The sequence below is a fragment of the Bradyrhizobium sp. MOS003 genome (genome assembly GCF_003020125.1).
Classification (GTDB): Bacteria; Pseudomonadota; Alphaproteobacteria; order Rhizobiales; family Xanthobacteraceae; genus Bradyrhizobium.
Window position 1 is genome coordinate 549,727 of sequence record NZ_PYFW01000002.1, and the last position, 25,681, is coordinate 575,407.

Sequence of the window (25,681 nt, forward strand, 5' to 3'; positions counted from 1 at the left end):
GCCGGAGCGTTGCTCCGGCCATGGTGTCAATTCGAAGCTCAGGCGGCGCCCTTCAGCTTCTTGTTGCATTCGCTGTAATAGCCGCCACCCTTCTGGATCCACTTCAGGCCGCCATTGCCGTTGGTGGTCTTGTTGGCGTTGTACTGGTCGACGCAGGTATGCAGGCGCCCCTTGCCCGGGGTCTCCTTGGCATATTTCGGATCGATCGCATTCGGATAGATCGCAGGTCCGGCCGGCAGGGTCGGCGCGGCAGCCGGGGCCGCCTCCTTCTTGGCCTGCTTCGGCTCGGCGGGAGCGGCGGGCGCAGCCGCGGTCGGGGCGGGAGCAGCCGGTGCGGCAGCAGCCGGCGTTGCATCCGCGCCGCACTGGGCCTTGCGGAAGTCATTCCACTTCATGGTGCCGAGCGAGCCGTCCTTCTTGGCGGCTTGGTATTTGGCGCTGCACTCCTGCGACGTCAGCGCCTGCGCCGGCGCTGTCACCGCCAACGCAGCAAATCCCGACAACGCAATCGCGCAGAGCATTTTCGATTGGATGGTCATCCTTAAGTCTCCTCCTTGGCCTTCCCCGAGGGGAAGTGAAATAACACTTGCTATCCTAGCGTGTCGGCCATTTGCGACAAGGAAGCGATGGCTCCCGCCGCCAAAATATAGTCACGGCGCCGTTCAGATTATTCATGTCGCGTTCAGCAACGCGAGCCGAGGTTCGCAACCCTTCGTAATTCTCGCAAGATGAGTGCAGCACCATGACCCTCGCCTCTCGCCTCGCCGCCGTCGCCCTCGCCTCCCTGCTCGCCAGCGGCACCGCCTTCGCGCAGACCGCCGCGCCGGCCACCAAGCCCGATGCAGCCGCCATTGCCGAAAGGAAGGCGCCGAAGGAGCGCTCTGCGGAATCGCTTGAATGCTCCAAGCAGGCGGACGCCAAGGGATTGAAGGGCAAGGAGCGCAAGAAATTCCGCCGGGAATGCAAGAAGGAAGCGAGGGCTGGCAGTGCGGCGCCCGCCGCCCCTGCCGCCGACAAGAAGTAAGTCCGTAGCGATTCTCCACCTGCATCAGACAGAGGCGCGCGCATTGCGGCATGACGAGCCTGCAATTGTGCGCCTCTCGCCGATTTGCGATAAGGTGGCGTGAAGCAAACCGCCGCCTCCCTGTCGTTCGAATGGCCGAGCCGTGCCAAGATCCTGAGCACGGCGGAGACGCTCGTCATCGGCACCGCCGGCGGCCTTGCGTTTCTCCTCGCCGGCCTTCCCGGCGGGCTGATCTCCGGCTCGATGATCGCGGTCGGGATCGCCGCGATCGCCGGACGGCAGCTCGCGCTGCCGCCGCTCCTGACCCAGACCGTGCTGGTGCTGCTCGGCATTTCGCTGGGCTCGGTGGTCTCGCGCCATCTGCTTCAGCAGGTCGGCGCCTATCCCCTCACCATCGGGCTGCTTGCGCTCGCGACCTTCTGCTCGACCTTCGGCTCCAGCTATTACCTCCAGCGCATCCATGGCTGGGACCGCACCTCGGCCTTCCTCGCCGGCAGCCCCGGCGCGCTGTCGCAGATCACGATTCTGGCGGTCGAGCGCGGCGCCGACCTGCCGGGCATCGCGGTGGTGCAGACCATGCGCGTCATCATCCTCACCGCGGCGCTGCCGATGGTGCTCGCGTTTGCAGGCGTCGCCCCCTCCGCCGCGCCGTCGCTGACGACGACGATCGCATCGCCGCTCGATCTCGTCGAGCTGGTCGCGGCCTCGTTGGCCATGGCGCTGGTCCTGCGCCTGATCAAATTTCCGGCGAGCTGGATGTTCGGCGCCATGATCGCCTCCAGCGTGCTTCACGGCGCCGGCTGGGTCGAAGGCGGCCTGCCGGACTGGGTGCGCGGCGTGGCGCTGGTCGGCATCGGCGCGCTGATCGGCAGCCGTTTCGCGCGGATGCGAATCAAGACACTCGCCGGCCACATCAACGCGGCGCTGGGCTCGTTCACGGTCGCGATCGCCGTCTCCGCCATTTTCGTCGGCATCGTGGCGCTGACCACCCAGGTCAAGTTCTCCGACACCGTCGTCGCCTTCGCGCCCGGCGCGATGGATGCCATGCTGGCGTTGGCGCTGACGTTGCACATCGACCCGATCTTCGTCGGCGCCCATCACCTCTCGCGTTTCGTGTTCGTGACGATTGCAACGCCGGGCATCGTGCATCTGTTCGGACGCACGCAGGACGACGTGGATGATTGAGGGAGCGCAGCGGGCGTAACTGGCTCTGCTCTCGTAGGGTGGCAAAGCGAAGCGTGCCCACCACTTCTGGCGCGAATGTCGATGAATCGTGGGCACGTCGCGCGAAGAGCGCGCCTTTGCCCACCCTACGGCAGCTTGCCTAGCCTTTCGCCGTCCGTGCAAATCCCCACGCCGCGATCGCGGCCATCAGCAGCGAGATCAGCACATTATATCCAGCGAGCGAGAGGCCGAGGAAGCGCCACTGCACCTCGTCGCAACGCACCACCTTCACGGTGTCGAGTTTCGAGAAGAGATCGCCGGCATTGCCGAGGTTGACGACCGGACCGGTGCAATCGGTCGGGCCCTTCCAGAGCCCCCATTCGACGCCCGAGTGATAGGTGCCGAGACCGGCATTGGCGAGCGTCGCCAGCGCGAGGACCGCGAGCCCCGCCAGCAGCAGCGGCCGCGGCGCGCCGCTCCGCGCGGCCAACGCCGTTAGCGCACCGAGCGGGATCGCGAGGTAATAGGCGTAGCGCTGCTCCAGGCAGAGCGGACAGGGCAGGATCTCCAGCACGAGCTGGAAGAACCAGGCGCCCGCGATGGTCGCGGCCGCAATCAGCGTGACGAGCAGCGAAGCGGTCAGCGCGGGGTTCGCGGCAGAGGGCTTGAACGCAGGTATTGCGGCACTCTGGGTCGTCACGGCGGCCTCTTTCCGGTCGGTTGCTCTCTCAAGCCTCTAGCCCCGGTCCATGCGGCTGTCGAGAACGGCCGGCATCACTTTGGCGCGGGTTGACCCCGCTTTGTCCATGGCTATAGTCCGCCGGCTTCGCGACGCTCGCCTCATAGGGCCGACCGAGGGCCCCTGTGGCGGAACTGGTAGACGCGCTCGACTCAAAATCGAGTTCCGCAAGGAGTGCTGGTTCGATTCCGGCCAGGGGCACCACGCTTCGCCCTTGCGGGCTTCGCGTGGCGCGGCCCCGCCGAAGCCGAAAAGGCGAAGCGTATCCGGCGAAGCCTCTTGGCGAAGACGGACTGCCTCATCCCCCTCCCCTTCCAATCGTCACATCCCGCCTATATAAACCGGTAGCTTCTTCCGTTACTCGAAGGAGCTCCTATGAACGACCTGCACGCGTGGCTTTCGCAACAGCACCACGGCCTGCGCACCTTCCGGACATTCCAGCAAAAGCTCGAGACGCTCGGCCGGGACGATCCCGCCCAGCGCGGCCTGTGCCGCCTGTTGAGCGGCCTTGTCGGCAGCTATATCGAGGCCTTTGACGAAGCCCCGCTGCCGGTCGAAATCGCCGAGGGCGCCTATCACCGGCTGCTGACGCTGGTCGAAAGCATCGACCTGAACGCCGACGCCCACCGCCGGCTCGCAGATATCAATCGCGTCGCGGAGAGCCGCCTCTGGCGGTGAAGACGAATAGGCTGACTTAATTTTCAAACAGCCTGAAAACATGCGGAGCTAGCCTCGCGACGCATGGCGCCCGAGCTCTGCGCTTCTCTTGACGCCCCTTCCTTGGAAAGGGCGCAGGGAAGGCCGGGCGCCGGCTGGCACCCGCGGTCCGCTGTGCGCAAATTGCGCAAAACAAATGCACAGCGGCATACAGGGCAGCCTGGGACATCCCGGCCTTTCCCTGCGCAGTGGCTTTACGGCTTATGGCGCGCTCTCCCCGGGGAGCGTTGCACTATTGCCCCCGTCGGCTTGCGGATGGCTGATGCGCACGCCCGGTCGGGCAGCCACATCACCGCAAGCCTTGACGCACAGACCCCGGGCGTCAGGACGACACGCTTTTGCCGTACGCGGACCGCACCGGTCGTGTGCGCGCTGCTCAACCGCTCACGGGCCAAACCCGCCCTGCGATTGCTGGCGCGCCGATGCACTCCACGTCCACCGCCACCCGGCCCGCGCATTGTGACGATCGCGAAACGCCCCTTATCCCAGGGCCGGGATGCGCGACACATACGACATTTCCGAATTTCGGTCAAGCAGAATTTCAGCATCGCCGAACGACCTGCGTCCGGGGCCGATCGTACCTGCCGGAGATCATCTTCGGCGCTTCATTCTGGCCCCATGTATCCACATCGTCCTTGCGAGCGCAGCGAAGCAATCCAGAGTCTCCCCGCGGAGGGATTCCGGATTGCTTCGTCGCAAGGGCTCCGCGCAATGACGAGGAGAGATTGCGCGTCCGGAGACATTCGACTTCGCCGCGCCAATCCCTATATCCTGAGGCAAACCGATCTAACGCAGCGGACAGCTTGATGGCCAGGACACGCATGACTGACGCCGACGACCTCCCCTGCTACTTCGTCTGGGTTCGGGGCCTCGAAGGTCCCGAGCCGCAGAAGTGGATGGCGATGGATTTCGGCGTCGGTGACTGGAAGCGGCTGCTGGTGCTGGCCTATCTGGAGCTGCCGGCGGACGAGCGGCGTCTGTCGCTCTCGATGCTGGCGCGGCGCTATCCGCCGCCGCGGGTCGACGTTTCATAGACCGGGTGATACCCATCACTATCGCGTCATGGTGAAGCGGCTGGCTTGCTACCTAAACGGGATTGTGTGCAGGCTGCACCTGCATTTGACGACGCAGCGATTGATGGATTCCGGGGAGTGCGGCCCGGTTCAGGTCTGACACTTTCCGGTTGGATTGCCGGAGAGATCCATGACGCATCATGATGTCGAGCGGAACGCCGACTCTCCCGAAGCCGATTCTCCCAGGCCGGAACGCACGTCCAGCGCCGGGGATGACGGAGGCGCGGCCCCGCCAAGACGCAAGCTGGTGCTGTTCGCCGACGGCACCGGCAATGCGTTCACCACGAAGGAATCAAGCGTCTGGCGTCTCTATGAGGCGCTGGACCATACCCAGCCGGATCAGATCGCGCATTACATCAAGGGTGTCGGCACCGCCGGCTGGGCACCGCTTGCCGCGCTCGACGGTGCCACCGGAATCGGCGTGCCTTCCAACGTCCGCAAGCTCTACCGCTTCCTATGCTGGAACTGGCGTCCCGGCGACGACATCTACATCTTCGGCTTCAGCCGCGGCGCCTTCACCGCGCGCACGCTGGCCGCGCTGATCTCGAGCCAGGGCCTGGTGCCGGCGGAGATCGACGACACGCCTGTGTCGCATGCGGAGATGGGGCGCAACGTCAAAGCCGCCTGGCGCGCGTACCGGCGCGACACCGTGCCCTGGACCAGGAGCCTGCCGACGATCTGGGTGACGCGCTGGATCCGCGACCTCCTGCTGTTCGTCTATCACCTGCTTTGCCGGCACCGGAGCTATGCCGAGGTGCGGAGCAAGATGAACGGGCGCAGCGAGGTCGAGATCGCGTTCCTCGGCCTGTTCGACACCGTCGAGGCGTTCGGCGTTCCGGTCGAGGAGCTCCGTCTCGCCGTCGACTGGGCGATCTGGCCGATCTCGTTCCGCAATCACCGACTGTCGCACAAGGTCAGGCACGCCTGTCACGCGCTCGCGCTCGACGATGAACGCACCACCTTCCATCCGCTGCGGATCGACCAGAGCCATCTGGCGCAGGGACAGATCGTCAAGGAGGTGTGGTTCACGGGCGTTCATTCCGATATCGGCGGCGGCTATCCGGAATCCACGCTGTCCTTCGTGCCGCTGGTCTGGATGGTCGAGCAGCTCGGCGGCCGGCTGCGTTTCAAGGACGGCGAGATCGAGCATTTCAGCGACTATCAATCGGCGCTCGGACCGCGGCATGATTCCCGCGGCGGCGCAGCGGTGTTGTACCGCTACGGGCCGCGTCCGATCGTCGGCGGCGACGTCAATGGCGGGCTGCCGGTGGTGCACTTCGCGGTCATCGAGCGCATGCTGTTCGGCTGTGACGATTACGCGCCCGTCATGCTTCCGGCGAACTGCCTGGTGCTGCTGCCGGACGGAACGAAATTGCCGCTTCGGTCGGAGGGAGACGACAAGGATCTCGACGAGCAGCATGCGCGCGAGGTCATGAAGGCCGCCTATCTGCAAAAGGCGACGGGACCGCGTCGTGCCGAGGAGGCCAGGGCCTTCACTGGGATGAGCACGCCCGACGCCACGATGTCGAGCCTCACGCGCGACACCGTGTGGTGGCGGCGCGTCGCCTATTTCTCGCTTCTGTTCATGGTCGGCGTGATCGCCGCCTGGCCGTGGATCGCGCACGCGCTGGTGCAGTGGTCCGAGGACCGCGCGCTGGAGGGTACCGGCGCATTGTCCTTCATTACCAACATCGACTGGGTGATGGGCGCCGTGGTGGCGCCGCTGACCAATCTGCTGCGAGACGTGCTGCCGTCCTATGCGGCCCCCTGGCTCAACATCGCGACCTACTACCCCTTCCTGACCTCGATCGTGGTGATCGTCACCTGGTGGATCTGGCACAAGAACGGAACGTTGCGTGACGACATCCAGGAGCGGGCGCGTCTCGCCTGGAATACGCCGCGCCGCAGGGCCAGCATGGAGCACGTCGACCAGCCGGGGCCGTGGATGCGGTTCGGACATTGGATGCGCCTGAATGCCGGCCCGGCGCAGCGCGTCATCACCAGGGGATTGGTGCCGGCGGTCTTCCTGATCGCGATCTTCGGCTCGGCCGCCCTGATCGTGTCGAGCAGCCTGTTTACCGGACGTCTCGCTCTCGGATCGGTCTGCTCGCCGCCCGTGGTCAAGGGCTCGCCCGCGTTCCAGACCGGCACGCCGGTGATGGACGAGCCGATTGAGGCGCGCGAATCATTCGACACAAGGGACTTCTGCTGGTGGAGCGGGCTCGCCGTCGAGAAGGGCCGCAAATACCGCGTCTTTCTCGAGATCAAGGAGCCATGGTTCGACCGTACCATCATGACCGGCGCGAACGGATTTGCGACCTACGAGCCGCATCATTACGTGGCGCTGCCGGAGCGTCGTCTGTTCGCCGCGGACTGGTTCCAGCCGGTGGTGCGCATCGGCAGCAAAGGCATCAACGACCTGCCGCTGAACGCCGTCAATGTGATGCCGGCCGAGGAATTTCCCCGCCGCATGAAGCCGACTTTGCCCGCGGAGGACGACATCAGCAGGAGCCGCAACAGGTACCCCGTGCGGCTCGACGACACCACCGAGTTCAAGAGCAAGCTCGACGGACTCGGCAAATTCGATCCGATTCCGCCAGCGATGCTCGCCGAAGCAGGCCAGGTCTGGACCAAGCAGCTGTTGACCGGCCGCCTCGTCGCCGAATTCGTCGCGACCGAGTCCGGCGAGCTGTTCTTCTACGTCAATGACGCCGTCCAGATCTTCCCGCGGCTGCTTCCGGAATCGTGGGTCCCGTCCTGGCTCGATGCGATCCAGGGACCGCGCGATCTCTTCTATAGAAACAATAGCGGCACTGCGAAGATCAAGGTCCAGCGCCTGCCGGCCCCGCCGATGCCGCTGGACAAGCCGGAATCACCGCTGGCGCGCAACTAAGACCCGGCGGGGATCCCGCGTCGGAGTTCTCCCCGCCGAGACTTGGACACGGGGCATTCCCGCCCCCATGATTATGGGTGTCGCTGCCTGCGTCCGGCGGCTAAACTTGCCCTTGCGCCGCGGGGGACACGCGGGTTGCGGGACCATGATCATGACCGAACAGGGCGAGACGGGTGACATCTTCACCATCCTCCTCGTCGAGGACGATGCGCCGACCTGCTGGCGGCTGCAGGACGCGCTGGCCAAGGCCGGCTACGAGGTGCGCAGCGCCGGCACGCTCGGCGAAGCCCGTTCGGCGCTGGCCGCCGGCGCGCCTCGCGTGCTGCTGACCGATCTGCGGCTGCCCGACGGCCATGGCATCGAGCTGATCCGCGAGATGAGGCAGCGCTTCCCCGACACCGAGATCATGGTGATCTCGGCACTCGGCGACGAGGAGAGCGTGATCTCCGCGATCACGGTCGGCGCCACCGGCTATCTGCTCAAGGACGCCTTCCCCACCGACATTGCCACCACCGTGCGCGATCTCGTCGCCGGCCATTCGCCGATCTCGGCCTCGATCGCGCGCTTCATCGTGCGCAGAACACAGGGCGCCGCGCCAAATTCGGCGGAGCCGCCGCCCGGCCCCGCGCTGAACACCGCCAGGCTGACGCCGCGCGAGATCGACATCCTCTGGGGCATCGCAAAAGGCTTCAGCTATGCCGAGATCGCCAGCCATCTCGGTCTGTCGAAGCAGACCGTGCCCGGCCACATCAAGAACATCTACCGCAAGCTCGAGGTGCACACGCGCAGCGAAGCGGTGTTCGAGGCGGTGCAGCAGGGCCTGATCAAGCTGTGAGCGAGATCGCGGCCAAGGAAACTACAAAGTTATCTGCCACCGCACCTGCAAAGGCGCCTACGCGTGCGCGGCGCCGGCTGATCGCCTCGCGCCTCGTGCCCTATCTGCTGCTGCAGGCCCTGATCGTGATCGCCACCATTCTCGGGCTGCGGCTGCTGCAGCCGAGCGACCCCGACGATTTCGCGCTGAGCGGATTTTCACTGCGGGAGGACGGCGTGACGCGCCCCGTAGCGCTGCCGAACTTCACGGCCTCGCGCTATTCGCTCGCCGACCCACCGCTCTACACCGGCAACTTCACGTTCCACCAGGACGAAGCGGCATCGGAATGGTCGGTCTATCTGCCGCGCTTCAGCAACGCGGTCGAGGTCGCGATCGACGGCGTCGTCGTGCTCGATACAAGGCGCGACGCCAATGCCAACCGGCCCGACCGCAACACGCCGCAGATTGCGGCGATCCCAGCCTCGCTGCTGCGCGAAGGCGCCAACGAAATCACGGTGCGCCTGTTCGTGTGGGGACCGTTGAGGGGTTTTCTCGACACCGTCTATGTCGGACCGGACGCAGCCCTACGTCCAGCCTATGAAACGCGGACGCTGCTGTTCGTCACCCTGCCGGTGGTGTTTTCGGCCTGGCAGTCGATCCTGGCCGTCATCCTCGCGATCATGTGGCTGATGCGGCGCCGCGAGCCGGTCTACGGCGTGCTGGCGGTTGCGATGGTGATCGGCGTGGTGCAGGCCTACGTCCCGCCGCCGGTGCCGCCGGCCGCCACGTCGCGGCTTGCCGCAGTGCTGCTGGCGTCCGCGCCGACCGAGAGTGCGTTGGTCGTCATGTTCGGCGTGCTGTTCTTCGGCGGGCGCTGGCCGCGCTACGGCGCGCTGCTGTTCCTGCCGGGAATCGTCGTGTTCGTGGTTGGGCTGATCGGGGGACCGCCGCTGCCGCGCATTCTGTTTCTGGTGCTCGGCATCCCCACGGTCGGGATTTGCCTGTGCCTGATGGCCTGGGTGACCGCGACCGCGGTCGTGCGGCGGCAGGACGCCGCAAGCTTCACGATCGGCTGCGCCGTCACCATCGTGCTGGTCTGCTGGATCCAGGACATGCTGACGGTGCTCGAGATCGTGAACACCGATCGCATCTTCGTTTCGCGCCTGTCCTATTCGGCGATGCTGGTCGCGATCGGCGCGGGACTGACCTGGCGCTTCGCCCGCGCGCTGAACCAGGTCGACAGCTTTGCCGGCCAGTTGGTGACGCGCGTGCGGGAGGCCGAGGAGCGGCTGAAGGCGAGCTTCGTCCGCGAGGAGGAGCGCGCGCGCGCCGCCGCGCTCGCCAACGAACGCACGCGCCTGATGCGGGACCTGCATGACGGCCTGGGCGGCCAGCTCATCAGCATCGTCGCGCTCTCCGAGCGCGGCCATGAGGGCGCGACCATCACCGATGCGGCCCGTGCCGCGCTGAAGGATCTGCGTCTCGTCATCGATTCCATGGACGACATCGGCGGCGACCTGATGCTGGCGCTCGGCTCCTGGCGCGAGCGCGCCAGCGCGCAATTGCGGCCACACGACATCACGCTCGACTGGAAGGTGGCGACCGTGCAGGGCCTGCCGCTGCACCCGGAACTGCGGCCCTGGCACGTCATCCAGATCGTGCGCATCCTCGACGAGGCCGTGACCAACGCCGTCAAGCACGCGCAGGCCCGCCACATCGCGGTCACCATCGAGACGCTCGACGCAAGCGAGGGGCCGTGCGGCCTGATCAGCGTGACCGACGACGGCCATGGCTTTGCACCGGCCGGCCATGGCGAAGCCGGACGCACCGGCCAGACCGGGCGCGGCCTGCGCAACATGAGAAATCGCGCCGCGCGCTGCGGCGCGGTGCTCGATCTGAGTTCGGATGCCTCAGGGACGCGCGTGCGGCTGCAATTGCCGCAGCGTTTTCCCGACAGCGACGCGGCTGCGGGCTGAAAAGCCCCCTCTCCGAACGTGTGGGACGCGCGGAGAGAGGGAACGGGCCGGGTGATTGGCCGGCGGAGGACGGGGGGTTCGTCCGCAGGGCGCCCTGGGCCCGAAGCGATGCAATCAACTCAATCGAATGAAAATGTCAGCGCCTGCCGACGCGATTGACCGGGCCGCCGCGATTCATCGGCGTTCCCGCGCGCACGCCGACACCGGGCGCACCGACGCCGGGCGTTGCGACTGCCGCCGCGGCGACCGGCGCTCCGGGCGCCACCACCACTGCCGCCGCCGTCGGCCGCACCACGCAGCCCTTGGGCACGCCGACGGTCTTGCAATAGACCACCGCCTGCGCCGGGCTCGTCCCCAGCGACATCGTCGCCACGCCCGCCAGCGCCAACACCGTCAACCCTGCACTCAGCGCTCCAGCTCTCTTCGACATCCTAGCTCTCCTGCTTCCCGTTCGGCGTCCCGATGCAATCACCGGGTTTCGCAGCCGAGGTGCAGCCTGAATGACAAAAGACGGCATGCGGATACATGCCATGAAGATGGGGGTCCCGCGGCCGTGAGGGCTTGCCGGTGCCATGAACATGGCATGGACTGCCACGCAGGCTTTGCGGGATGGTCCGGCCCGATTGATCCCGGTCGGGACCAACGAGGATTCACAAGAGGTGCTTCATGAAGATTTCGGTTCTTGCCGCGCTGCTGCTCGCTGCAGCCGCCCTGCCCGCTGCCGCGCAATCCGGTCCATCGGTCCAGGAGCAAATGGCCTGCCGCGGCGATGCCGGCAAATTCTGCACCGAACATATCGGCAAGCCGCCGCAGATGAATGCCTGCCTGCGCGAGAACAAGTCGAAGCTCTCGGACAGCTGCCGCAAGGTCGTCGAGTCGCGCGGCGGCTAGTCGTTCATCCTTCTCTCTTGGAAGAATACAGAGAGGGCGGCGCTCAGCCGCCCTCTCGATAGAGAGCTTCGACATTGGGAGAGGCCTGAGCGCACGCCTCGTCCTTCGAGACGGCGCTTACGCGCCTCCGAAGGCGGCCGTCTCGAAGGATGGCCGCAGGTACAACCTTCAACCGAAGATGTGCCGCTACTCCTGCATCATCTCGCCGCTGCCGCCGAATTCCGCCGGGAAATCCTTCAGCTTGGGCAGGCCGTCGCGCATCGGCAGCACCGTCTCGGCATAATTGACGTGAACGCCGGGCGCGAAGGCGAGCGTCGGGATAGTGGCGGTGAAGACGTCGACCAGACCGAGCGGCGGATGGTTGGTCATGAGATGGCCGCCGCATTTCTTGCAATATTTGCGCTGGCTGAGCGGCGTCTTTGCAAACGTCTCGACATTCTGCGCGCCTTCGGTGACGCGCACCGCCTCGGGCTTCCACAGGCTGAAGGCGTTGACCGGGCCGCCCGACCAGGAGCGGCAGGAGCGGCAATGGCAATAGCCCATCGCCTCGGGCGCGCCCGTGACCTCGATCGTGACCGCGCCACAGAAGCAGTTTCCAACATGTTTCATTGGGTCGTCTCCGTTTGATGAAGGGTGAAAAATCCTCTCCCCGCTCCCGGTCCACAATATGTCGGGACCGATGGGATGCGGGGAGAGGTGTCGGGGTGAAGAGGGATATCACCCCGGGGGACGTTGGGGGGACGGACGTATGGGATGCTCGGGTAGCTGACTTCAAGCGGCCGCGCGTCCTCCGTTCGGCGGACGCGCGCGATGCTGCGCAAGGGCTAGAGTGAGCGGCGCCAGGGAATAAGCATCGAGACCCGTTGTTTGTACTGCCGGTACTCGTCGCCGAAGAGAGCGACGAGGTCGTGCTCCTCCAGCGCGATGCCGACGAAGATGTACAGCGTGGTGACGACCGCGAACAGCAGATGGCCCGCGGTCATGGTCGGCGCCGCCCAGAACGCAATGATGAAGCCGAGATAAATCGGATGGCGGACGAAATTGTAGAGCAGCGGCGTCTTGAAGCGCGGCGGCGTCATCTCCTTGCCGACCAGATGGTTGGTCACCTGATGCAATCCGAACAATTCGAAATGATTGATCATGTAGGTGCTGGCGAACACCAGGACCCAGCCTGCGAAGGACAGCGTGACCAGAGTCACGGCGAGGTCCGGATTCTCGACGTTCCATATGACCGCAGGCAACGGGCGCCACTGCCAGAACAGGAGCAGCAATGACAGGCTCGCCAACAGCACATAGGTCGAACGCTCGACCGGCTTGGGGACGAATTGCGTCCACCACGCCTTGAACTGCTTCCGCGCCATCACGCTGTGCTGAACGGCGAACAGCGTCATCAGGAGTAGATTGACGATGATCGCCTCGACCGTCGGCGTGTCGGTTCCGGTGTCGATGGTCTTCGGCACCATCACCCCCATGACGAAGCCGATGGCGTAGAGAATGGTGACGAAGAATACGAGATAGGCCGTAATTCCGTATAGAAAGGCGATGAGCTTGAAAATGCGTGAGCCCGCAACCTCCGGGCCGATGGAATGAATCTGGTGATCAAGTTGGGTCATGAAACGCTCCGTTGTGCCGAGACATCGACACTGTTTGGTCTTCGCAGCATGCCGGATCGGACATGCGCTGACTTTGGCGGACGGTTGATTTTCGCCTGAGACGACTTTGATTTTTGCTTGAGACGACAGAAACGTGCGATTTCGCTTTGAAAACAACGTGCTCGACGGCGACCTGCGGGAACTCACCTGCGGCGGGGCAGCCGTGCCGTTGCAGCCGCAGGTGTTCGATCTCCTGCTTTATCTCGTCGCTCAACGCGCACGTGTGGTCAGCAAGGATGACCTGATCAGCCAGATCTGGAGCGATCGGATCATCTCGGATTCCGCGCTGAACAGCCGGATCAACGCCGCGCGCAAGGCGATTAAAGACGATGGCGCGACGCAGCGGCTGATCAAGACCATTCCGCGCAAGGGCTTCCGTTTCGTCGGCGAGGTCCAGGAAGAAGTGGCAGCATCGATCGTGCCGACCGAAGCCAAGCCCGCGCCCTCGCGCGTGGCGGACCGCCCGGCGATCGCGGTGCTCGCCTTCGAGAACATGAGCGGCGATCCCGCGCAGGACTATTTCGGCGACGGTATCAGCGAGGACATCCTCACGGCGCTGTCGAAGCAGCGCTGGTTCATGGTGATCGCCCGCAACTCGTCCTTCACCTACAAGGGACGCGCGGTCAACATCAGGCAGATCGCCGACGAACTCGGCGTCCGCTACGTCGTCGAAGGCAGCGTGCGCAAGGCAGGCAGCCGGGTGCGCATCACCGCACAGCTGAACGATGCCGATTCAGGCAGCCATTTGTGGGCCGAGCGCTACGACCGCGAACTGGTCGACGTCTTCGCCGTCCAGGACGAGATCACCAACGCGATCGCCGCTGCGATCGAACCGCAGATTCACGCCGCCGAAAGTTTTCGCGCCCACAGCAAACCGCCTGCGAGCCTGGATGCATGGGATCTTCTGATGAGGGCGTTGTCGCATTTCTGGCGGGTGACGAGGCGCGATCACGAGACCGCACGGATGCTGCTCGAACGCGCGATCGGGATCGATCCGAATTACGGCCAGGCGCTGTCGGTGCTGGCAGCAAACCACATGTTCGGCGTGCATCTCGGCTGGGCCGAGCTCGCCGCGGTGGCGCCGGCGGCGGAAGCCGCCGCGCTGGCTGCGGTGCGCTGCGATCATGAGGATGCCTGGGCGCATGTCGCGCTGGGCAGCGTCTGCTTCTCGACACGCAGGCTTGCGAACGCGCTGGCCGCGTTCGAGCAGGCGCTGGCGCTCAATCCGAACTTCTCGCTGGCGCAGGGCTATTACGCGCTGGCGCTGTCCTATGCCGGACGCTCGAAGGATTCGTTCGAGGCCGCGCAACGGGCGATCCGGCTGTCACCGCGCGATCCGTCGCTGGCGATCTATCACGGCATCGCCGGCTATGCGCGCTTCACCGAACGCCGTTATGACGAAGCCATCGCGCTGGCGCGCGAGGCGATCCGCCATCGCGGCGATCTCACCGGCGCCTACCGCGTGCTCGCGGTCTCCGCCGGCATGACCGGCGACGGAACGCTTGCGGAGACGGCGCTGAGCGAGCTTCGCCGCACTCAGCCCGACATCTCCCTGCACTGGATCTCAACGGCACTGCCGTGGGCCAATGACGGCGATCGCGAGCACTATCTGGAAGGATTTCGGCGCGCCGGATTGCGCTAGACGATCGTCGTACGGTCGCTACGTTCGCTTGCGGCGGAGGTGGACGATGACGTCGAGCCGCGCGATCTCGTGGCCGGGAAGCGCCTCGGGAATTCTGGTGAAGGCGAGGCCTTCGGCGACGTCGACCAGCATATCCTCGCCTTCGAGATAGAAATGCGGATGCACCGATGTGTCGGTGTCGAAGAACGACTTGATGCCGTCGGCTGCGATCCGACGGAGCAGGCCGGCCTCGGTGAACTGGTTCAGCGTGTTGTAGACGGTCGCGAGCGACAGATACGCGTTCACCGCCATCGCTTCTTCGAACAGGCTCTCGGCGGTGACATGACGATGGCCGCGCAGGAACAGCAATCGGCCGAGCGCCAGGCGCTGGCGCGTCGGGCGCAGGCCGGCGTCAACAAGCAATTGCAGACAGTGCTGCACGCCCGCATCAGGCGGCAGCGCGAGGCCGGCGACGTCAGGTCCGCTATCGTCAACCGCAGGGATATTCGTGGCCTGGATGTCCATCGATCGTCTCACGCGTCTCACAGCTCAAGGGCGCAGGACGCGCTGTGCCGCGTCGCCAGTTGCCATTCGATCGCAAAAGCGGCCGCCCGGCTTTGATCCGGATCAAATCCGAAAGCCGCCTCTGACCTATCGCAAGGCGGCCCGCTTTATTCCCAACCAGAATGTGTTGATATCCACGAGGTTCAGATGTCCCGGCCGGTTCCCGACAAGGCAGAGATCGCACTCGAATATCCCGACAAATTCTATGTCGGCACGTTCGAGCATTCGTCGCGGTTCGAGGCGCGGCTCGACGGCAGCGGCGTTGCGCTGGTGCTGCAGCATCCGGGCGCTGCCGACGAACGCAAATCGGTGCACCTGCACCTCAATTTCGGCCTGCTCGCCGGCATCCTGCGTGAGCTCGCCGGCAGCGTCGCTGGCCTCCCCAAGGACGACATCGCACATCGCGAGCAGCTTGCAGACGCGCTCGCCGAGCTGCAACGGGCGCTCGGCGCGAAATGATGACCTGACGCTTTTGGTCGCAGGCGCAGCCTTGTGCACCGCCTCTCCTAAATCTGGATATGACAGAGGTCGCCTGATCAGCAGGAGCTGCCGATCCGCCATGGCGGAGGGCATGCGGATAACAGGACGCGCTGTACATTTTTTGTGCGGACACTGTCGCGACTTTCATCTTGCGGCGCCGAACGGGACTGTGTGAGCCTCGCTCCCGGATGGGGACTGGGATGGGCCGGCCGTAGCTTTGCGCGCCATGACGTGCGAAGCGTTGACGGCTGGTCACGCTTGAGAAAGATACGACATGCCAAAACGAGTGTTGCTTGGTCTTCTGCTGGCTTGCGGCCTTGCGGCCCCGACACTGGCGCAGGAGCCGAAAACGGGCGGTGTGATCAATGCGGTGATCCAGCCCGAGCCGCCCGGCCTGATGCTTGCGATGGTCCAGAACGGTCCGACCCAGATGGTGTCGGGCAACATCTTCGAGGGCCTGCTGCGCTACAGCCCGAAGCTCGAACCGCAGCCGGAGCTCGCCGAGAGCTGGAGCGTCAGCGAGGACGCCAAGACCTACACGTTCAAGCTTCGCAAGGGCGTCACCTGGCATGACGGCAAGCCCTTCACCGCCGCGGACGTCTTGTTCTCGATCGAGATGCTGAAGCAGACACACGCCCGCGCCCGCACCAATCTCGCGCAGGTCGACAAGGTCGAGGCGCCCGACGATTACACGGTGGTGTTCACGCTGAAGCAGCCGTTCGGCCCGTTCCTCGGCATCTTCGAGGTCGGCTCGATGCCGATGGTGCCGAAGCATCTCTATGAAGGCACCGACTGGAAGACCAATCCCTTCAATAACGCACCGGTCGGCACCGGCCCCTTCATGTTCAAGGAGTGGCAGAAGGGCTCGTTCATTCGCCTGGTCAAGAACCCGAACTATTACGAGAAGGGCAAGCCCTATCTCGACGAGATCTACTGGCAGATCATTCCCGACGCCGCGGCGCGCTCGGTGGCGTATGAGACCGGCAAGGTCGACGTGCTGCCAGGCGGCTCGGTCGAGAATTTCGACGTGCCGCGGCTGACCAAGCTGAAGGACACCTGCGTCACCGGCGCCGGCTGGGAGTTCTTCTCGCCGCTGGCCTGGCTGTGGCTCAACAACCGACAGGGCCCGCTCGCCGACAAGCGGGTGCGGCAGGCGGTGATGTATGCGATCGACCGCGATTTCGCCAAGGACGTGATCTGGAACGGGCTCGGCAAGGTCGCGACCGGCCCGTCGGCCTCGACCATAAAGTACTATACCGACGACGTGAAGAAATACCCTTACGATCCGGCCAAGGCCAAGGCGCTGCTGAAGGAAGCCGGCTACAAGGGCGAGAAGATCCGCCTGCTGCCGCTCGCCTATGGCGAGACGTGGCAGCGCTGGGGTGAAGCCGTGAAGCAGAACCTCATGGACGTCGGCATCAACATCGAGACCATCGCCACCGACGTTGCCGGCGGCAACCAGAAGATCGGCGACTGGGACTACGACATCGCCTTCACCTATCTCTACCAGTACGGCGACCCCGCGCTCGGCGTCGGTCGCAACTACATCTCCAGCAACATCGCGAAGGGCCAGGTGTTCAACAACGTCGAGGGTTACTCCAACCCGGAGATCGACAAGCTCTTTGCCGATGGCGCCGTCGCGACGCCGGACTCCAAGCGCAAGGAGATCTACGAGAAGGCGCAGAAGATCCTGGTCGAGGACGTGCCGGTGGCCTGGATGCTCGAGCTGCAATTCCCGACCATCACCCGCTGCAAGGTCAAGAACCTGATCACCACGGGGATCGGGGTCAATGACGGCTTCAAGGACGCATGGCTCGACAAGTGACGACCAACGCTCCGAACTCCCCTTACCTCTCCCGCTTGCGGGAGAGGTCGCTACGCTCGAAGAGCGTAGCGGGTAAGGGCTCTCTCCTCCTGGCAATCCCTTTGCGGAAGCACCCCCACCCCTGCCCTCCCCCGCAAGCGGGAGAGGGAGCGCACCGCCGCTTCGGCTGCGACCACCCCGATATCATCGCCATTTGATCATGCTCTCCTTCGTTGCCCAGCGTGTCCTCAAGGGCGTGATCGTCCTGCTCGCGATCGTCGTCCTCAATTTCTTCCTGATCCGGCTTGCGCCGGGCGACCCCGCGGTCGTCATGGCCGGCGAGGCCGGCGCCAGCGACCAGGTCTTCGTCAAGCAGCTCCGGGAAAAGTTCGGCCTCGACAAGCCGCTGCCCGAGCAGCTGTTCATCTACGTCAAGGGTGTCGTCACCCTCGACCTCGGCTTCTCCTTCCGCCAGCAGGCGCCGGTCGCAAAGCTGATCGGCGAACGGCTGCCGGCCACGTTGCTGCTGACGCTGACGGCATTTGCGATATCGCTCATGCTCGGCGTTCTCTTCGGCACCTTCGCCGCGCGCTTTGCCGGGACCTTCCTCGACACCGCCATCACCGTGTTCGCACTGATCTTCTACGCGATGCCGATCTTCTGGGTGGCGTTGATGGGCATCCTCTTGTTCTCGGTCACCATGGATTGGCTGCCGAGCTTCGGATACGAGACGGTCGGCGCCAATCTGACCGGCCTTGCCCATGCGGTCGACGTCGCAAAACACCTGATCATGCCGGCGATGACGCTCGGCCTTTTCTTCATGGCGACCTACACCCGAATGACGCGCGCTTCGATGCTCGAGGTGAAGCGGCTCGACTTCGTCAAGACAGCGCGCGCCAAGGGCCTTTCCGACGCCGTGATCCAGCGCCGCCATGTGCTGCGCAACGCGCTGCTGCCCGTCGTAACGCTGGCCGGCGTGCATTCGGGAACGCTGATCGGCGGCGCCGTCATCACCGAGACGGTGTTCGCCTGGCCCGGCATCGGGCGGCTGATGTACGACGCGCTGTTGCAGCGCGACTACAATCTGCTGCTCGGCGTCTTCGTGATCTGCTCGGCCATGGTCCTCATCTTCAACCTCATCACCGATCTGGTCTATCGCCTGGTCGATCCCCGCATCGAATTCGCCTCATGAAACAGTTCTGGAAATCGATGCTGCGCAGCCCGAGCGGCGTCATCGGGCTCGTCATCCTGCTGCTCGCGATCTCGATCGCATTATTCGGGCCGTTGCTGTTCCCGAACTCGCCATGGCGCATGGTGCAGCGGCCGTTCCTGCCGCCGTTCACGCTCTCGACCGTGCCGCTCGGCACCGACGCGCTCGGCCGCGATGTGTTCGCCGGCATGATTTTTGGCGCACGCGTCTCGCTCTTGGTCGGCCTCGTCTCCACGCTGGTGGCGCTGGTGGTCGGCATTCCCATCGGCGCCATGGCCGGCTATTTCGGTGGCAAGGTCGACGACGCCCTGATGCGCTTCACCGAGTTCTTCCAGACCATCCCGAGCTTTGCGCTCGCGATCGTGCTGGTCGCCATCCTGCAGCCCTCGATCTATTCGATCGTGACCTCGATCGCGGTGGTGAGCTGGCCACCGGTCGCCCGCCTCGTGCGCGGCGAGGTGCTATCGCTGCGCACGCGCGAATATGTCCAGGCCGCCGTGGTCACCGGCCAGAGCAACACCTGGATCATCATGCGCGAGATCCTGCCCAACGCGCTGTCGCCGGTGATCGTGCTGGCCTCGCTGATGGTGGCGACCGCGATCCTGCTGGAATCCTCGCTGTCGTTTCTCGGCCTCGGCGATCCCAATCTGATTTCCTGGGGCTACATGGTTGGCGCCGGCCGCACCGTGATCCGCCAGGCCTGGTGGATCACGGTGTTTCCCGGTGTCGCCATCCTGATCTCGGTGCTCGGGCTGAACCTGATCGGCGAAGGCCTCAACGACGCGCTCAATCCGCGGCTATCGCGGGAGGGGCGTTGAATGGCCGCGCCAGCCACCGTTTCCATCAAGAACCTGCAGATCGCGCTGCCCCAGGGGGCCGAACGTCCCTTCGCGGTGGATGGTATCTCGCTCGACCTGAACGCCGGCAAGATCGTCTGCGTCGTCGGCGAGTCCGGCTCCGGCAAATCGATGTGCGCGCATGCGCTGATGGGCCTGTTGCCCGACACGGTCTCCATCGCCGCCGGCGAGATTGTGTTCGAGGGCCACGACCTGCTCAAGCTCGACGAGGACGGCTGGCGCGATCTGCGCGGCCGCAGGCTCGCGATGATCTTCCAGGAGCCGATGACCGCGCTCAATCCGTTAATGCGGATCGGCGACCAGATGGCGGAAATGTTCGAGGCCCATGGCCTGCTGACGCCGAGAGAGCGGCGCGCCAAGGCGCTGGCGCTGGCGCGCGAGGTCGGCTTGCCCGACCCCGAACGGATCGTCCGCGCCTATCCGCACCAGCTTTCCGGCGGCCAGCGCCAGCGCGCCATGATCGCGATGGCGCTCGCACTCGAGCCGGCCGTGCTGGTCGCGGACGAGCCCACCACCGCGCTCGACGTCACCACGCAGGCGCAGATCCTCAAGCTGATCCGCAACCTGCAGCGCAATCGCAACATGGCGGTGATGTTCATCACCCACGATTTCGGCGTGGTCGCCGACATCGCCGACCAGGTCGTGGTGCTCCGCCACGGCAAGGTCGTGGAGGAAGGCCCGGCCGCAACGGTGTTCAACGCGCCGCAGCACGACTACACCAAGGCGCTGCTCGCCGCCGTGCCGTCGATGGACCCGCCGGCGCGCGCGCCGCTCGACGACACGGCCAGGGCGGTCGAGGTGATCGGGCTCGACAAGACCTATGTCACCTCGGGCGGCTGGTTTCGCGAGGATCGCCGCGTCGATGCCGCGCGCGCGGTCAATTTCAACATCCTCAAGGGCGAGACGCTCGGTCTGGTCGGCGAATCCGGCTCTGGCAAATCGTCGGTGGCGCGGCTGGTGATGCGGCTGATCGAGGCCGACCGCGGCACGGTGTGGATCGGCGACACCGAACTCACCTCGCTCTCGGGCAGGGCGCTGCGCGCCGAGCGCCATCGTATCCAGATGATCTTCCAGGATCCGTTCGCCTCGCTCAATCCGCGTCGCAAGGTCGGCCACATCATTGCCGACGGACCGATCGCGGCCGGCCTCGATCCGAAGGCAGCATTCGAGCGCGCCCGCGACCTGCTCAAAATGGTCGGCCTCGATGCCGGCGCGCTCGAGCGCTATCCGCATGAATTCTCCGGCGGCCAGCGTCAGCGCATCGGCATTGCCCGCGCGCTCGCGCTCGAGCCCGAGATCATCGTCGCGGACGAGGCCGTCTCCGCCCTCGACGTCTCCGTGCAGGCGCAGGTCTTGCGGCTGCTCGAAGACCTCAAGGCGCGGCTCGGCCTCTCGATGCTGTTCATCACCCACGATCTGCGCGTCGCCGCCCAGATCTGCGACCGCATCGCAGTGATGCAGCGCGGCACGGTCGTCGAGCTAAAGCCGACCGCGCAACTCTTCGCAGCGCCCGAGCATGCCTATACGCGCGAGCTGCTGGCGGCGGTGCCCGGACGCAAAGAGCGCGCGCCGGCCAACTGAGCCCTCGTCGGCAAGATCCTATTTGGTGGAAGGATTGGTGTTGCCCCAGGTGGGGGCCGAATTGGTCACGCCGACGGAAGGCCGATTGTAGCTACCCACCGATGGAGCCGTGACCGTTCCGACGGTCTGTCCTGAGCTCCCGTAGGGCGCGGTCTGCGCCGAAGGCACTCCTGGGGTCCCGGTGGTGTTGCTCTGGGCACCCGCCGTCGAGGTTTGCGCACCGGCGGGGACTGACAGGGCCATAGCTCCGACTGCAGCGAGCGTGGCAAGCAAGATTCTCGTTCTCGTCATGGAGGATCCTTTCGGATGCAGTGCATCTGTCATCGACAACGCGTCGTGGACGAAATTGTGCCGCATGGGTCTGGCGCGCGGAACGGACGGAAGACGATCGGCGCCCTACCGCGTCGTGTTGCTCCAGGTCGGAACCGCATTGGTGACTCCCACTGAAGGCCAATTATACGATCCAACCGACGGCGCCGTGACCGTTCCGATCGTCTGTCCGGACGAGCCGTAAGAGGCCCTCGGCTGCGTCGCGGGCGCTCCGGCACCGCTATAGGCCGGAGCCACCACGCCCGTGCTGTAATGTCGGCTCGACCGCGCCTTCTTCGCTTCAGCCGCGAAGGGCGCTGCAAGCAGCCCGGTCGTGATGAGCGCGGCAATCGCAAGTTTGATGCTCGTCATGGATGATCCCTGGGTCGCTGGGGCCCCCTTTTGCCATGTGTTCATGGATCGGAAGATGTCCATAGGCACGAGTTCATATCTCCGTGCGCGGGCGAATGTGCCGAGGCAACGCCGCCACCTCCACTTCGGACGGATCATGCCGGCCTTCGGATGGACCCGAATCAGCGCTAGGGCATTGCCTCATCGACTTCGCGTCTTGAGGTGACATGACCGGGCCCGAACTGAAGCAACTCCGCGCCGACCTCTCCGATGCCCTCGAGCGGAAGCTCACGGCGGCCGACATGGCAAAGCTCTGCGGATTGCCGGAGAAGGGCGGCGGCGACACCATCCGACGCTGGGAGGTGAGCGGCCCGATGCCGGAGGCCACGAAGCTGCTGCGCGTGCTTGCGATGGCCAGCGAGCGCTATCCCATCCTGGAGAAGTTCGACATCTTCGATCGCCATGACGTGCGCGAGGAGGATCGACCCGCAAAGCGCGCGGCGTTCCGCGAGCAGATGCGGGATGAGGCGCGACGGCGTCTTGGTTAACGAAAGACGCGAGATCGTTGCCGGCAGGCTGCGAAATTAAGCCTTCCTTCACCACTTCTTAAGCCGGCATTAAGCACGAAAATCATTTGTAGCCCAATAAGTTAGGTTGGCTCCCGCTGTGCCACGCATGTGACAGCATTTTCGTCAAAAGAGAGCTATCTGCAAAACCAACGAAGGCCGCGGAAAGCGCGCCTGCCGGGGACCTAGAGTGTCGGAGTTCAAGACGATGAAGAAGATTCTGTTTGCGACCGTTGCGCTGCTCGTGGTGGGCGCGGCTGCGCCGGCCGTCGGTGCCGATCTCGGCAACCGCAACTATTACAAGTCGCCCGCGCCGGCCTATGCTGCGCCGATCTACAACTGGACCGGTTTCTATATCGGCGGCCATATCGGCGGCGCGTTCTCCAGCGACAACAATTTCAACGGCCTCTCCACCGGCAACAACGGCAACGGCCGTTTCCTCGGCGGCGTGCAGGTCGGCGGCGACTGGCAGTTCCACCCGAACTTCCTGGTCGGCGTCGAGGGCCAGTATTCCTGGCTCTCCGGCAGCGTCGGCGCCGTGTTTCCGGGCGGCATCGCCTACACCAACGACCAGCGTGGCCTCGGCTCGATCACGGGCCGTGTCGGCTACACCTGGGGTCCCGGCCTCGTCTACGTGAAGGGCGGCTACGCCTATTCGGACAACAACGAGAAGGTGACCGTCGGCGGCGTGCCGACCGCCTTCGTCATCACGGGCGATCACCGCAACGGCTACACCGTCGGCGCCGGCCTCGAATACATGTTCGCCCCGAACTGGTCGGCCAAGGCCGAGTACCAGTACTACAATTTCGGCGACGCGAGCTTCACCGGCGGTCCGCTCGCGGGCACCGGCAGCTTCACCACCGACGACCACACCATCAAGGCGGGCCTCAACTACCGCTTCAACTGGGCAAGCCCGACCGTCGCGCGCTACTGATCGGTTACCACAACCTTACCAAGCCAGAGGGCCGGCGATTTCGCCGGCCCTTCCTTTTTCGCTATGCGGAACTGGCGCAACCGTTTGCGGAGATTGCGAATTTTTAACCCGCGGTGCGGATACTGCCGGCCACAATCAGAAGCAAGAATGCTGGGGGAATTTTCGATGGCGATCCGTCTGGGGCTTGGCCGTTTGGGCCGTTTTCTGCCGCGCTTCAAACTGCCGAACTGGGGCGTGCGTGGCAGCCTGTTCACGGCCTTCGCAGTGATCGCAGGCATGGGCCTCGTGATCGCGGCCGGCGCCGGCCTGGCGCTGCAGAATCTCGGCGGACGGATGACCGATCTCAGCGGGCGGGACATTCCGCGCCTCACCGCCAGCCTGCAATTGTCGGCATTGAGCGCGAGCCTCGCGGCCCAGGGGCCGGCCCTGCTCGCGGCGCAGAACGAGGAAGCCCTGAACGAGCGCACCAAGAAGCTGAAGGAGCTGCAGGAGCAGACCCAGCAAAAGCTCACCGAGATCATCCAGCTCGGCGGTGACAAGACCGTCGTCGCCGGCCTCAGCGAAACGATGAAGAGCATCAACGAGGCGGCCCAGAGCCTGGCCAAGGCCGCCCGCGAACGGCTGGACATTGCCGCCCTTCACGACAAGCAATATGACGCGCTACGCAACGCGCAAGGCGCTTTCGTCGGCGCGGCCAGCCCGGCCATGCTGGACGCCCAGACCCGGGTCAATGCCATTCTCGGCTCGGCCGACCTGTCCGCCGCGGACGCCAGCGACGCCGCGCAGACCGTCGGCCAGCTCGGCAACGTCGTCGCCAGCGGCAATCTCGCCGCCGCCGACATGAGCGCGGCGCTGTCGGCCAACACCAGCGACAAGCTCGACGACATCCAGAAGGGATTCAAGACGGCCCAGGGCCGCCTGCGCTCCAACCTCGATCTGCTGCCAGATAATCAGGGCAACAAGATGCTGCGCGAGACGGCGGAGAAGCTGCTCGCGCTCGGCACCGGCAAGACCGGCGTGTTCAATCTGCGCGAGAAGGAGCTCGACTCCATCGACTACGGCCAGACCATCCTGGACGAGACCCGCAAGCTCAATGTCGGCCTCGGCATCAGCGTTCAGCAGCTCGTCGACGCCGTGCAGAAGGAGACCAACGCCTCGACCTCCCAGGCGCAGCAGGAGACTTCGCTCGCGACGACCGTGATGCTGGCGCTGGGGGCCTTGATGCTGGTCGGCTCGGCGCTGTTCGTCTGGCTCTATGTCGGCCGCAACATCCTGCGCCGCATCCGTGAGCTTCAGCATGCCATGCAGCTGCTCTCGGCCGGCGACCTCGACACCGAGATCGTCCGCTCCCGGCAGAACGACGAGATCGGCGTGATGAAGGAAACGCTGACCGTGTTCCGCGACAGCATGATCGAAGCTAGGGCGCTCGCCGCCGAACAGGACAAGGACCGGATCGCCAAGGCGGAGCGGGCCGCGCGCATGGAAGCCAGGATCGCCGAATTCGAAAACACGGTGCGCTCGGCGCTCGACAATCTGGCGCAGTCGGCCAATTCGATGCAGTCGACCGCGCAGAGCATGTCGACCACCGCCGACCAGTCCAACGCACTGGTCAACGCGGTCGCCTCAGCCGCCGAGGAGACCTCGGTCAACGTGCAGACCGTATCATCGGGCACCGAGCAGCTGTCGTCCTCGATCGAGGAGATCAGCAAGCAGGTCGTGACCTCGGCCGCGATCGCCAAGAAGGCGGTCGACGAGGCCGGCGCGACCGACGCCACGGTGCAGAGCCTCGCTGACAGCGCGAGCCGCATCAGTGTCGTGGTCGACCTGATCCAGACCATCGCCTCGCAGACCAATCTGCTCGCGCTCAACGCCACCATCGAGGCGGCGCGTGCGGGCGAGGCCGGCCGCGGCTTCGCTGTGGTCGCCTCCGAGGTGAAGAGCCTGGCGAGCCAGACCGCCAAGGCGACGGAGGAGATCCGCGCCCAGATCGCCAGCATGCAGGACATCACGACGTCGGCTGTCGGCGCCATCCAGGGCATCGGCCGGATCATCGGCGAGATCGACGACGTGACCACGACCATCGCGGCTGCGGTCGAGGAGCAGGGCGCCGCCACCCGCGAAATCGCGCGCAACATCCAGCACGCGGCCGGCGGCACCAGCGAAGTCTCCAGCAACATCGTCGGCGTCTCCACCGCATCCGCCGAAGCCGGTGCCGCGGCAAACGAAGTGCTGGGCGCATCCGATGCGCTCCGGCGCGAAGCCGACATGCTGCGCGGAGAGATCGACGCGTTCCTCAACAACATGCGGGCGGCGTAAGGACGCCGGCAGCACGGAGGCTGCGCTCCCTCTCCCGCTTGCGGGGGAGGGCCGGGGTGGGGGTGCCTCCGCATTGGGATTACCTGAGACACACCGAAATTGTCCCCGCGGGGAGAGACACCCACCCGGCGCTACGCGCCGACCT

At 65.2% G+C, this 25,681-nt stretch carries 25 protein-coding genes and 1 tRNA gene; 18 read left to right on the forward strand and 8 right to left on the reverse strand.

The window, feature by feature from the left end; translation table 11 throughout:
* Nucleotides 1-38: 38 nt before the first annotated feature.
* Entirely contained in the window at nucleotides 39-539 is a 501-nt protein-coding gene (locus tag C7G42_RS13085) for a hypothetical protein (RefSeq protein ID WP_106949366.1), read from the reverse strand.
* A gap of 203 nt (nucleotides 540-742) precedes the next feature.
* On the opposite strand from C7G42_RS13085, the gene C7G42_RS13090 reads away from it, so the two are divergent.
* The gene (locus tag C7G42_RS13090) at nucleotides 743-1,024 is read left to right on the forward strand and encodes a PsiF family protein (RefSeq protein WP_106949367.1); all 282 of its coding nucleotides are present in this window, start codon (nucleotides 743-745) and stop codon (nucleotides 1,022-1,024) included.
* A gap of 99 nt (nucleotides 1,025-1,123) precedes the next feature.
* Entirely contained in the window at nucleotides 1,124-2,209 is a 1,086-nt protein-coding gene (locus C7G42_RS13095) for an AbrB family transcriptional regulator (protein ID WP_106949368.1), read from the forward strand.
* 139 nt (nucleotides 2,210-2,348) lie between these two features.
* Here the strand turns inward: C7G42_RS13095 and C7G42_RS13100 are convergent, their stop codons facing one another.
* Nucleotides 2,349-2,888: a disulfide bond formation protein B gene (locus C7G42_RS13100; RefSeq protein WP_106949369.1), complete on the reverse strand. Its 540-nt coding sequence runs from the start codon at nucleotides 2,886-2,888 to the stop codon at nucleotides 2,349-2,351.
* 158 nt (nucleotides 2,889-3,046) lie between these two features.
* On the opposite strand from C7G42_RS13100, the gene C7G42_RS13105 reads away from it, so the two are divergent.
* From C7G42_RS13105 to C7G42_RS13140, 6 genes are all read left to right on the forward strand, one after another.
* Nucleotides 3,047-3,131: transfer RNA gene (locus tag C7G42_RS13105), tRNA-Leu, on the forward strand.
* A 171-nt stretch (nucleotides 3,132-3,302) separates the two neighbouring features.
* Nucleotides 3,303-3,605: a hypothetical protein gene (locus tag C7G42_RS13110; protein WP_106949370.1), complete on the forward strand. Its 303-nt coding sequence runs from the start codon at nucleotides 3,303-3,305 to the stop codon at nucleotides 3,603-3,605.
* Between the two features lie 845 nt (nucleotides 3,606-4,450).
* A complete protein-coding gene (locus C7G42_RS13125) occupies nucleotides 4,451-4,678 on the forward strand; it encodes a hypothetical protein (protein WP_106949716.1) in 228 nt (75 codons plus the stop codon).
* A gap of 169 nt (nucleotides 4,679-4,847) precedes the next feature.
* Complete coding sequence (locus C7G42_RS13130; RefSeq protein WP_106949372.1) at nucleotides 4,848-7,610, forward strand: T6SS phospholipase effector Tle1-like catalytic domain-containing protein; 2,763 nt, start codon at nucleotides 4,848-4,850, stop codon at nucleotides 7,608-7,610.
* Nucleotides 7,611-7,761: 151 nt separating this feature from the next.
* On the forward strand, nucleotides 7,762-8,445 hold the full coding sequence (locus tag C7G42_RS13135) for a response regulator transcription factor (protein WP_199580874.1): 684 nt from the start codon (nucleotides 7,762-7,764) through the stop codon (nucleotides 8,443-8,445).
* Nucleotides 8,442-10,400, forward strand: coding sequence for a sensor histidine kinase (locus tag C7G42_RS13140; RefSeq protein WP_502694202.1), 1,959 nt, complete (start codon nucleotides 8,442-8,444; stop codon nucleotides 10,398-10,400). Before C7G42_RS13135 ends, C7G42_RS13140 begins: the two co-directional genes overlap by 4 nt.
* 136 nt (nucleotides 10,401-10,536) lie before the next feature.
* On the opposite strand, the gene C7G42_RS13145 is transcribed toward C7G42_RS13140, so the two are convergent.
* A complete protein-coding gene (locus C7G42_RS13145) occupies nucleotides 10,537-10,830 on the reverse strand; it encodes a hypothetical protein (RefSeq protein ID WP_106949374.1) in 294 nt (97 codons plus the stop codon).
* A gap of 236 nt (nucleotides 10,831-11,066) precedes the next feature.
* Here C7G42_RS13145 and C7G42_RS13150 point away from each other — a divergent pair, with 236 nt between their 5' ends.
* Nucleotides 11,067-11,291: a hypothetical protein gene (locus C7G42_RS13150; protein WP_106949375.1), complete on the forward strand. Its 225-nt coding sequence runs from the start codon at nucleotides 11,067-11,069 to the stop codon at nucleotides 11,289-11,291.
* Nucleotides 11,292-11,477: 186 nt separating this feature from the next.
* Here the strand turns inward: C7G42_RS13150 and C7G42_RS13155 are convergent, their stop codons facing one another.
* Together C7G42_RS13155 and mddA are read right to left on the reverse strand one after the other, a co-directional pair.
* A complete protein-coding gene (locus tag C7G42_RS13155; RefSeq protein ID WP_106949376.1) occupies nucleotides 11,478-11,900 on the reverse strand; it encodes a GFA family protein in 423 nt (140 codons plus the stop codon).
* A gap of 215 nt (nucleotides 11,901-12,115) precedes the next feature.
* Complete coding sequence (gene mddA / locus C7G42_RS13160) at nucleotides 12,116-12,904, reverse strand: methanethiol S-methyltransferase (protein ID WP_199580875.1); 789 nt, start codon at nucleotides 12,902-12,904, stop codon at nucleotides 12,116-12,118.
* 133 nt (nucleotides 12,905-13,037) lie between these two features.
* Between mddA and C7G42_RS13165 the strand changes: the two genes are divergently transcribed.
* Nucleotides 13,038-14,585, forward strand: coding sequence for a winged helix-turn-helix domain-containing tetratricopeptide repeat protein (locus C7G42_RS13165; RefSeq protein ID WP_106949377.1), 1,548 nt, complete (start codon nucleotides 13,038-13,040; stop codon nucleotides 14,583-14,585).
* An 18-nt stretch (nucleotides 14,586-14,603) separates the two neighbouring features.
* Here C7G42_RS13165 and irr read toward each other — a convergent pair whose 3' ends face one another.
* Complete coding sequence (gene irr, locus C7G42_RS13170; RefSeq protein ID WP_106949378.1) at nucleotides 14,604-15,089, reverse strand: Fur family transcriptional regulator Irr; 486 nt, start codon at nucleotides 15,087-15,089, stop codon at nucleotides 14,604-14,606.
* A 186-nt stretch (nucleotides 15,090-15,275) separates the two neighbouring features.
* Here irr and C7G42_RS13175 point away from each other — a divergent pair, with 186 nt between their 5' ends.
* The 5 genes from C7G42_RS13175 to C7G42_RS13195 all read left to right on the forward strand — a co-directional run bounded on the left by C7G42_RS13175 (nucleotide 15,276) and on the right by C7G42_RS13195 (nucleotide 21,060).
* Nucleotides 15,276-15,587, forward strand: a complete 312-nt coding sequence (locus tag C7G42_RS13175; protein WP_106949379.1) for a hypothetical protein — start codon at nucleotides 15,276-15,278, stop codon at nucleotides 15,585-15,587.
* A gap of 295 nt (nucleotides 15,588-15,882) precedes the next feature.
* Entirely contained in the window at nucleotides 15,883-17,433 is a 1,551-nt protein-coding gene (locus C7G42_RS13180) for an ABC transporter substrate-binding protein (protein ID WP_106949380.1), read from the forward strand.
* A 199-nt stretch (nucleotides 17,434-17,632) separates the two neighbouring features.
* Nucleotides 17,633-18,604, forward strand: coding sequence for an ABC transporter permease (locus tag C7G42_RS13185; protein WP_039155920.1), 972 nt, complete (start codon nucleotides 17,633-17,635; stop codon nucleotides 18,602-18,604).
* The gene (locus tag C7G42_RS13190) at nucleotides 18,601-19,440 is read left to right on the forward strand and encodes an ABC transporter permease (RefSeq protein WP_106949381.1); all 840 of its coding nucleotides are present in this window, start codon (nucleotides 18,601-18,603) and stop codon (nucleotides 19,438-19,440) included. Before C7G42_RS13185 ends, C7G42_RS13190 begins: the two co-directional genes overlap by 4 nt.
* A complete protein-coding gene (locus C7G42_RS13195) occupies nucleotides 19,441-21,060 on the forward strand; it encodes an ABC transporter ATP-binding protein (protein ID WP_106949382.1) in 1,620 nt (539 codons plus the stop codon).
* A gap of 18 nt (nucleotides 21,061-21,078) precedes the next feature.
* Here the strand turns inward: C7G42_RS13195 and C7G42_RS36310 are convergent, their stop codons facing one another.
* Both C7G42_RS36310 and C7G42_RS13205 read right to left on the reverse strand, forming a co-directional pair.
* Complete coding sequence (locus C7G42_RS36310) at nucleotides 21,079-21,351, reverse strand: hypothetical protein (RefSeq protein WP_106949719.1); 273 nt, start codon at nucleotides 21,349-21,351, stop codon at nucleotides 21,079-21,081.
* 105 nt (nucleotides 21,352-21,456) lie between these two features.
* A complete protein-coding gene (locus tag C7G42_RS13205) occupies nucleotides 21,457-21,741 on the reverse strand; it encodes a hypothetical protein (protein WP_106949383.1) in 285 nt (94 codons plus the stop codon).
* A 206-nt stretch (nucleotides 21,742-21,947) separates the two neighbouring features.
* On the opposite strand from C7G42_RS13205, the gene C7G42_RS13210 reads away from it, so the two are divergent.
* The 3 genes from C7G42_RS13210 (at nucleotide 21,948) to C7G42_RS13220 (ending at nucleotide 25,536) form a co-directional block, all read left to right on the forward strand.
* Nucleotides 21,948-22,268 (forward strand): hypothetical protein, encoded by a 321-nt coding sequence (locus C7G42_RS13210; RefSeq protein WP_094973316.1) that lies wholly within the window; start codon nucleotides 21,948-21,950, stop codon nucleotides 22,266-22,268.
* Between the two features lie 226 nt (nucleotides 22,269-22,494).
* Nucleotides 22,495-23,220 carry an outer membrane protein gene (locus C7G42_RS13215; RefSeq protein WP_106949720.1) on the forward strand — a complete coding sequence of 242 codons (726 nt, stop codon included), beginning with the start codon at nucleotides 22,495-22,497 and terminating at the stop codon, nucleotides 23,218-23,220.
* A 165-nt stretch (nucleotides 23,221-23,385) separates the two neighbouring features.
* Nucleotides 23,386-25,536, forward strand: coding sequence for a methyl-accepting chemotaxis protein (locus C7G42_RS13220; RefSeq protein ID WP_106949384.1), 2,151 nt, complete (start codon nucleotides 23,386-23,388; stop codon nucleotides 25,534-25,536).
* Nucleotides 25,537-25,681: the final 145 nt, after the last annotated feature.

Excerpts from the sequence above, each read along its gene's own strand:
- C7G42_RS13210 (WP_094973316.1), top strand. The coding sequence starts at position 21,948 with ATGACCGGGCCCGAACTGAAGCAACTCCGCGCCGACCTCTCCGATGCC.
- C7G42_RS13195 (WP_106949382.1), top strand. The coding sequence starts at position 19,441 with ATGGCCGCGCCAGCCACCGTTTCCATCAAGAACCTGCAGATCGCGCTG.
- C7G42_RS13150 (WP_106949375.1), top strand. The coding sequence starts at position 11,067 with ATGAAGATTTCGGTTCTTGCCGCGCTGCTGCTCGCTGCAGCCGCCCTG.
- C7G42_RS13155 (WP_106949376.1), bottom strand. The coding sequence starts at position 11,900 with ATGAAACATGTTGGAAACTGCTTCTGTGGCGCGGTCACGATCGAGGTC.
- C7G42_RS13175 (WP_106949379.1), top strand. The coding sequence starts at position 15,276 with ATGTCCCGGCCGGTTCCCGACAAGGCAGAGATCGCACTCGAATATCCC.
- C7G42_RS13110 (WP_106949370.1), top strand. The coding sequence starts at position 3,303 with ATGAACGACCTGCACGCGTGGCTTTCGCAACAGCACCACGGCCTGCGC.
- C7G42_RS13205 (WP_106949383.1), bottom strand. The coding sequence starts at position 21,741 with ATGACGAGCATCAAACTTGCGATTGCCGCGCTCATCACGACCGGGCTG.
- C7G42_RS13125 (WP_106949716.1), top strand. The coding sequence starts at position 4,451 with ATGGCCAGGACACGCATGACTGACGCCGACGACCTCCCCTGCTACTTC.
- C7G42_RS13145 (WP_106949374.1), bottom strand. The coding sequence starts at position 10,830 with ATGTCGAAGAGAGCTGGAGCGCTGAGTGCAGGGTTGACGGTGTTGGCG.
- mddA (WP_199580875.1), bottom strand. The coding sequence starts at position 12,904 with ATGACCCAACTTGATCACCAGATTCATTCCATCGGCCCGGAGGTTGCG.
- C7G42_RS36310 (WP_106949719.1), bottom strand. The coding sequence starts at position 21,351 with ATGACGAGAACGAGAATCTTGCTTGCCACGCTCGCTGCAGTCGGAGCT.
- C7G42_RS13090 (WP_106949367.1), top strand. The coding sequence starts at position 743 with ATGACCCTCGCCTCTCGCCTCGCCGCCGTCGCCCTCGCCTCCCTGCTC.
- C7G42_RS13215 (WP_106949720.1), top strand. The coding sequence starts at position 22,495 with ATGAAGAAGATTCTGTTTGCGACCGTTGCGCTGCTCGTGGTGGGCGCG.
- C7G42_RS13180 (WP_106949380.1), top strand. The coding sequence starts at position 15,883 with ATGCCAAAACGAGTGTTGCTTGGTCTTCTGCTGGCTTGCGGCCTTGCG.
- C7G42_RS13190 (WP_106949381.1), top strand. The coding sequence starts at position 18,601 with ATGAAACAGTTCTGGAAATCGATGCTGCGCAGCCCGAGCGGCGTCATC.
- C7G42_RS13135 (WP_199580874.1), top strand. The coding sequence starts at position 7,762 with ATGACCGAACAGGGCGAGACGGGTGACATCTTCACCATCCTCCTCGTC.
- irr (WP_106949378.1), bottom strand. The coding sequence starts at position 15,089 with ATGGACATCCAGGCCACGAATATCCCTGCGGTTGACGATAGCGGACCT.
- C7G42_RS13130 (WP_106949372.1), top strand. The coding sequence starts at position 4,848 with ATGACGCATCATGATGTCGAGCGGAACGCCGACTCTCCCGAAGCCGAT.
- C7G42_RS13185 (WP_039155920.1), top strand. The coding sequence starts at position 17,633 with ATGCTCTCCTTCGTTGCCCAGCGTGTCCTCAAGGGCGTGATCGTCCTG.
- C7G42_RS13085 (WP_106949366.1), bottom strand. The coding sequence starts at position 539 with ATGACCATCCAATCGAAAATGCTCTGCGCGATTGCGTTGTCGGGATTT.
- C7G42_RS13220 (WP_106949384.1), top strand. The coding sequence starts at position 23,386 with ATGGCGATCCGTCTGGGGCTTGGCCGTTTGGGCCGTTTTCTGCCGCGC.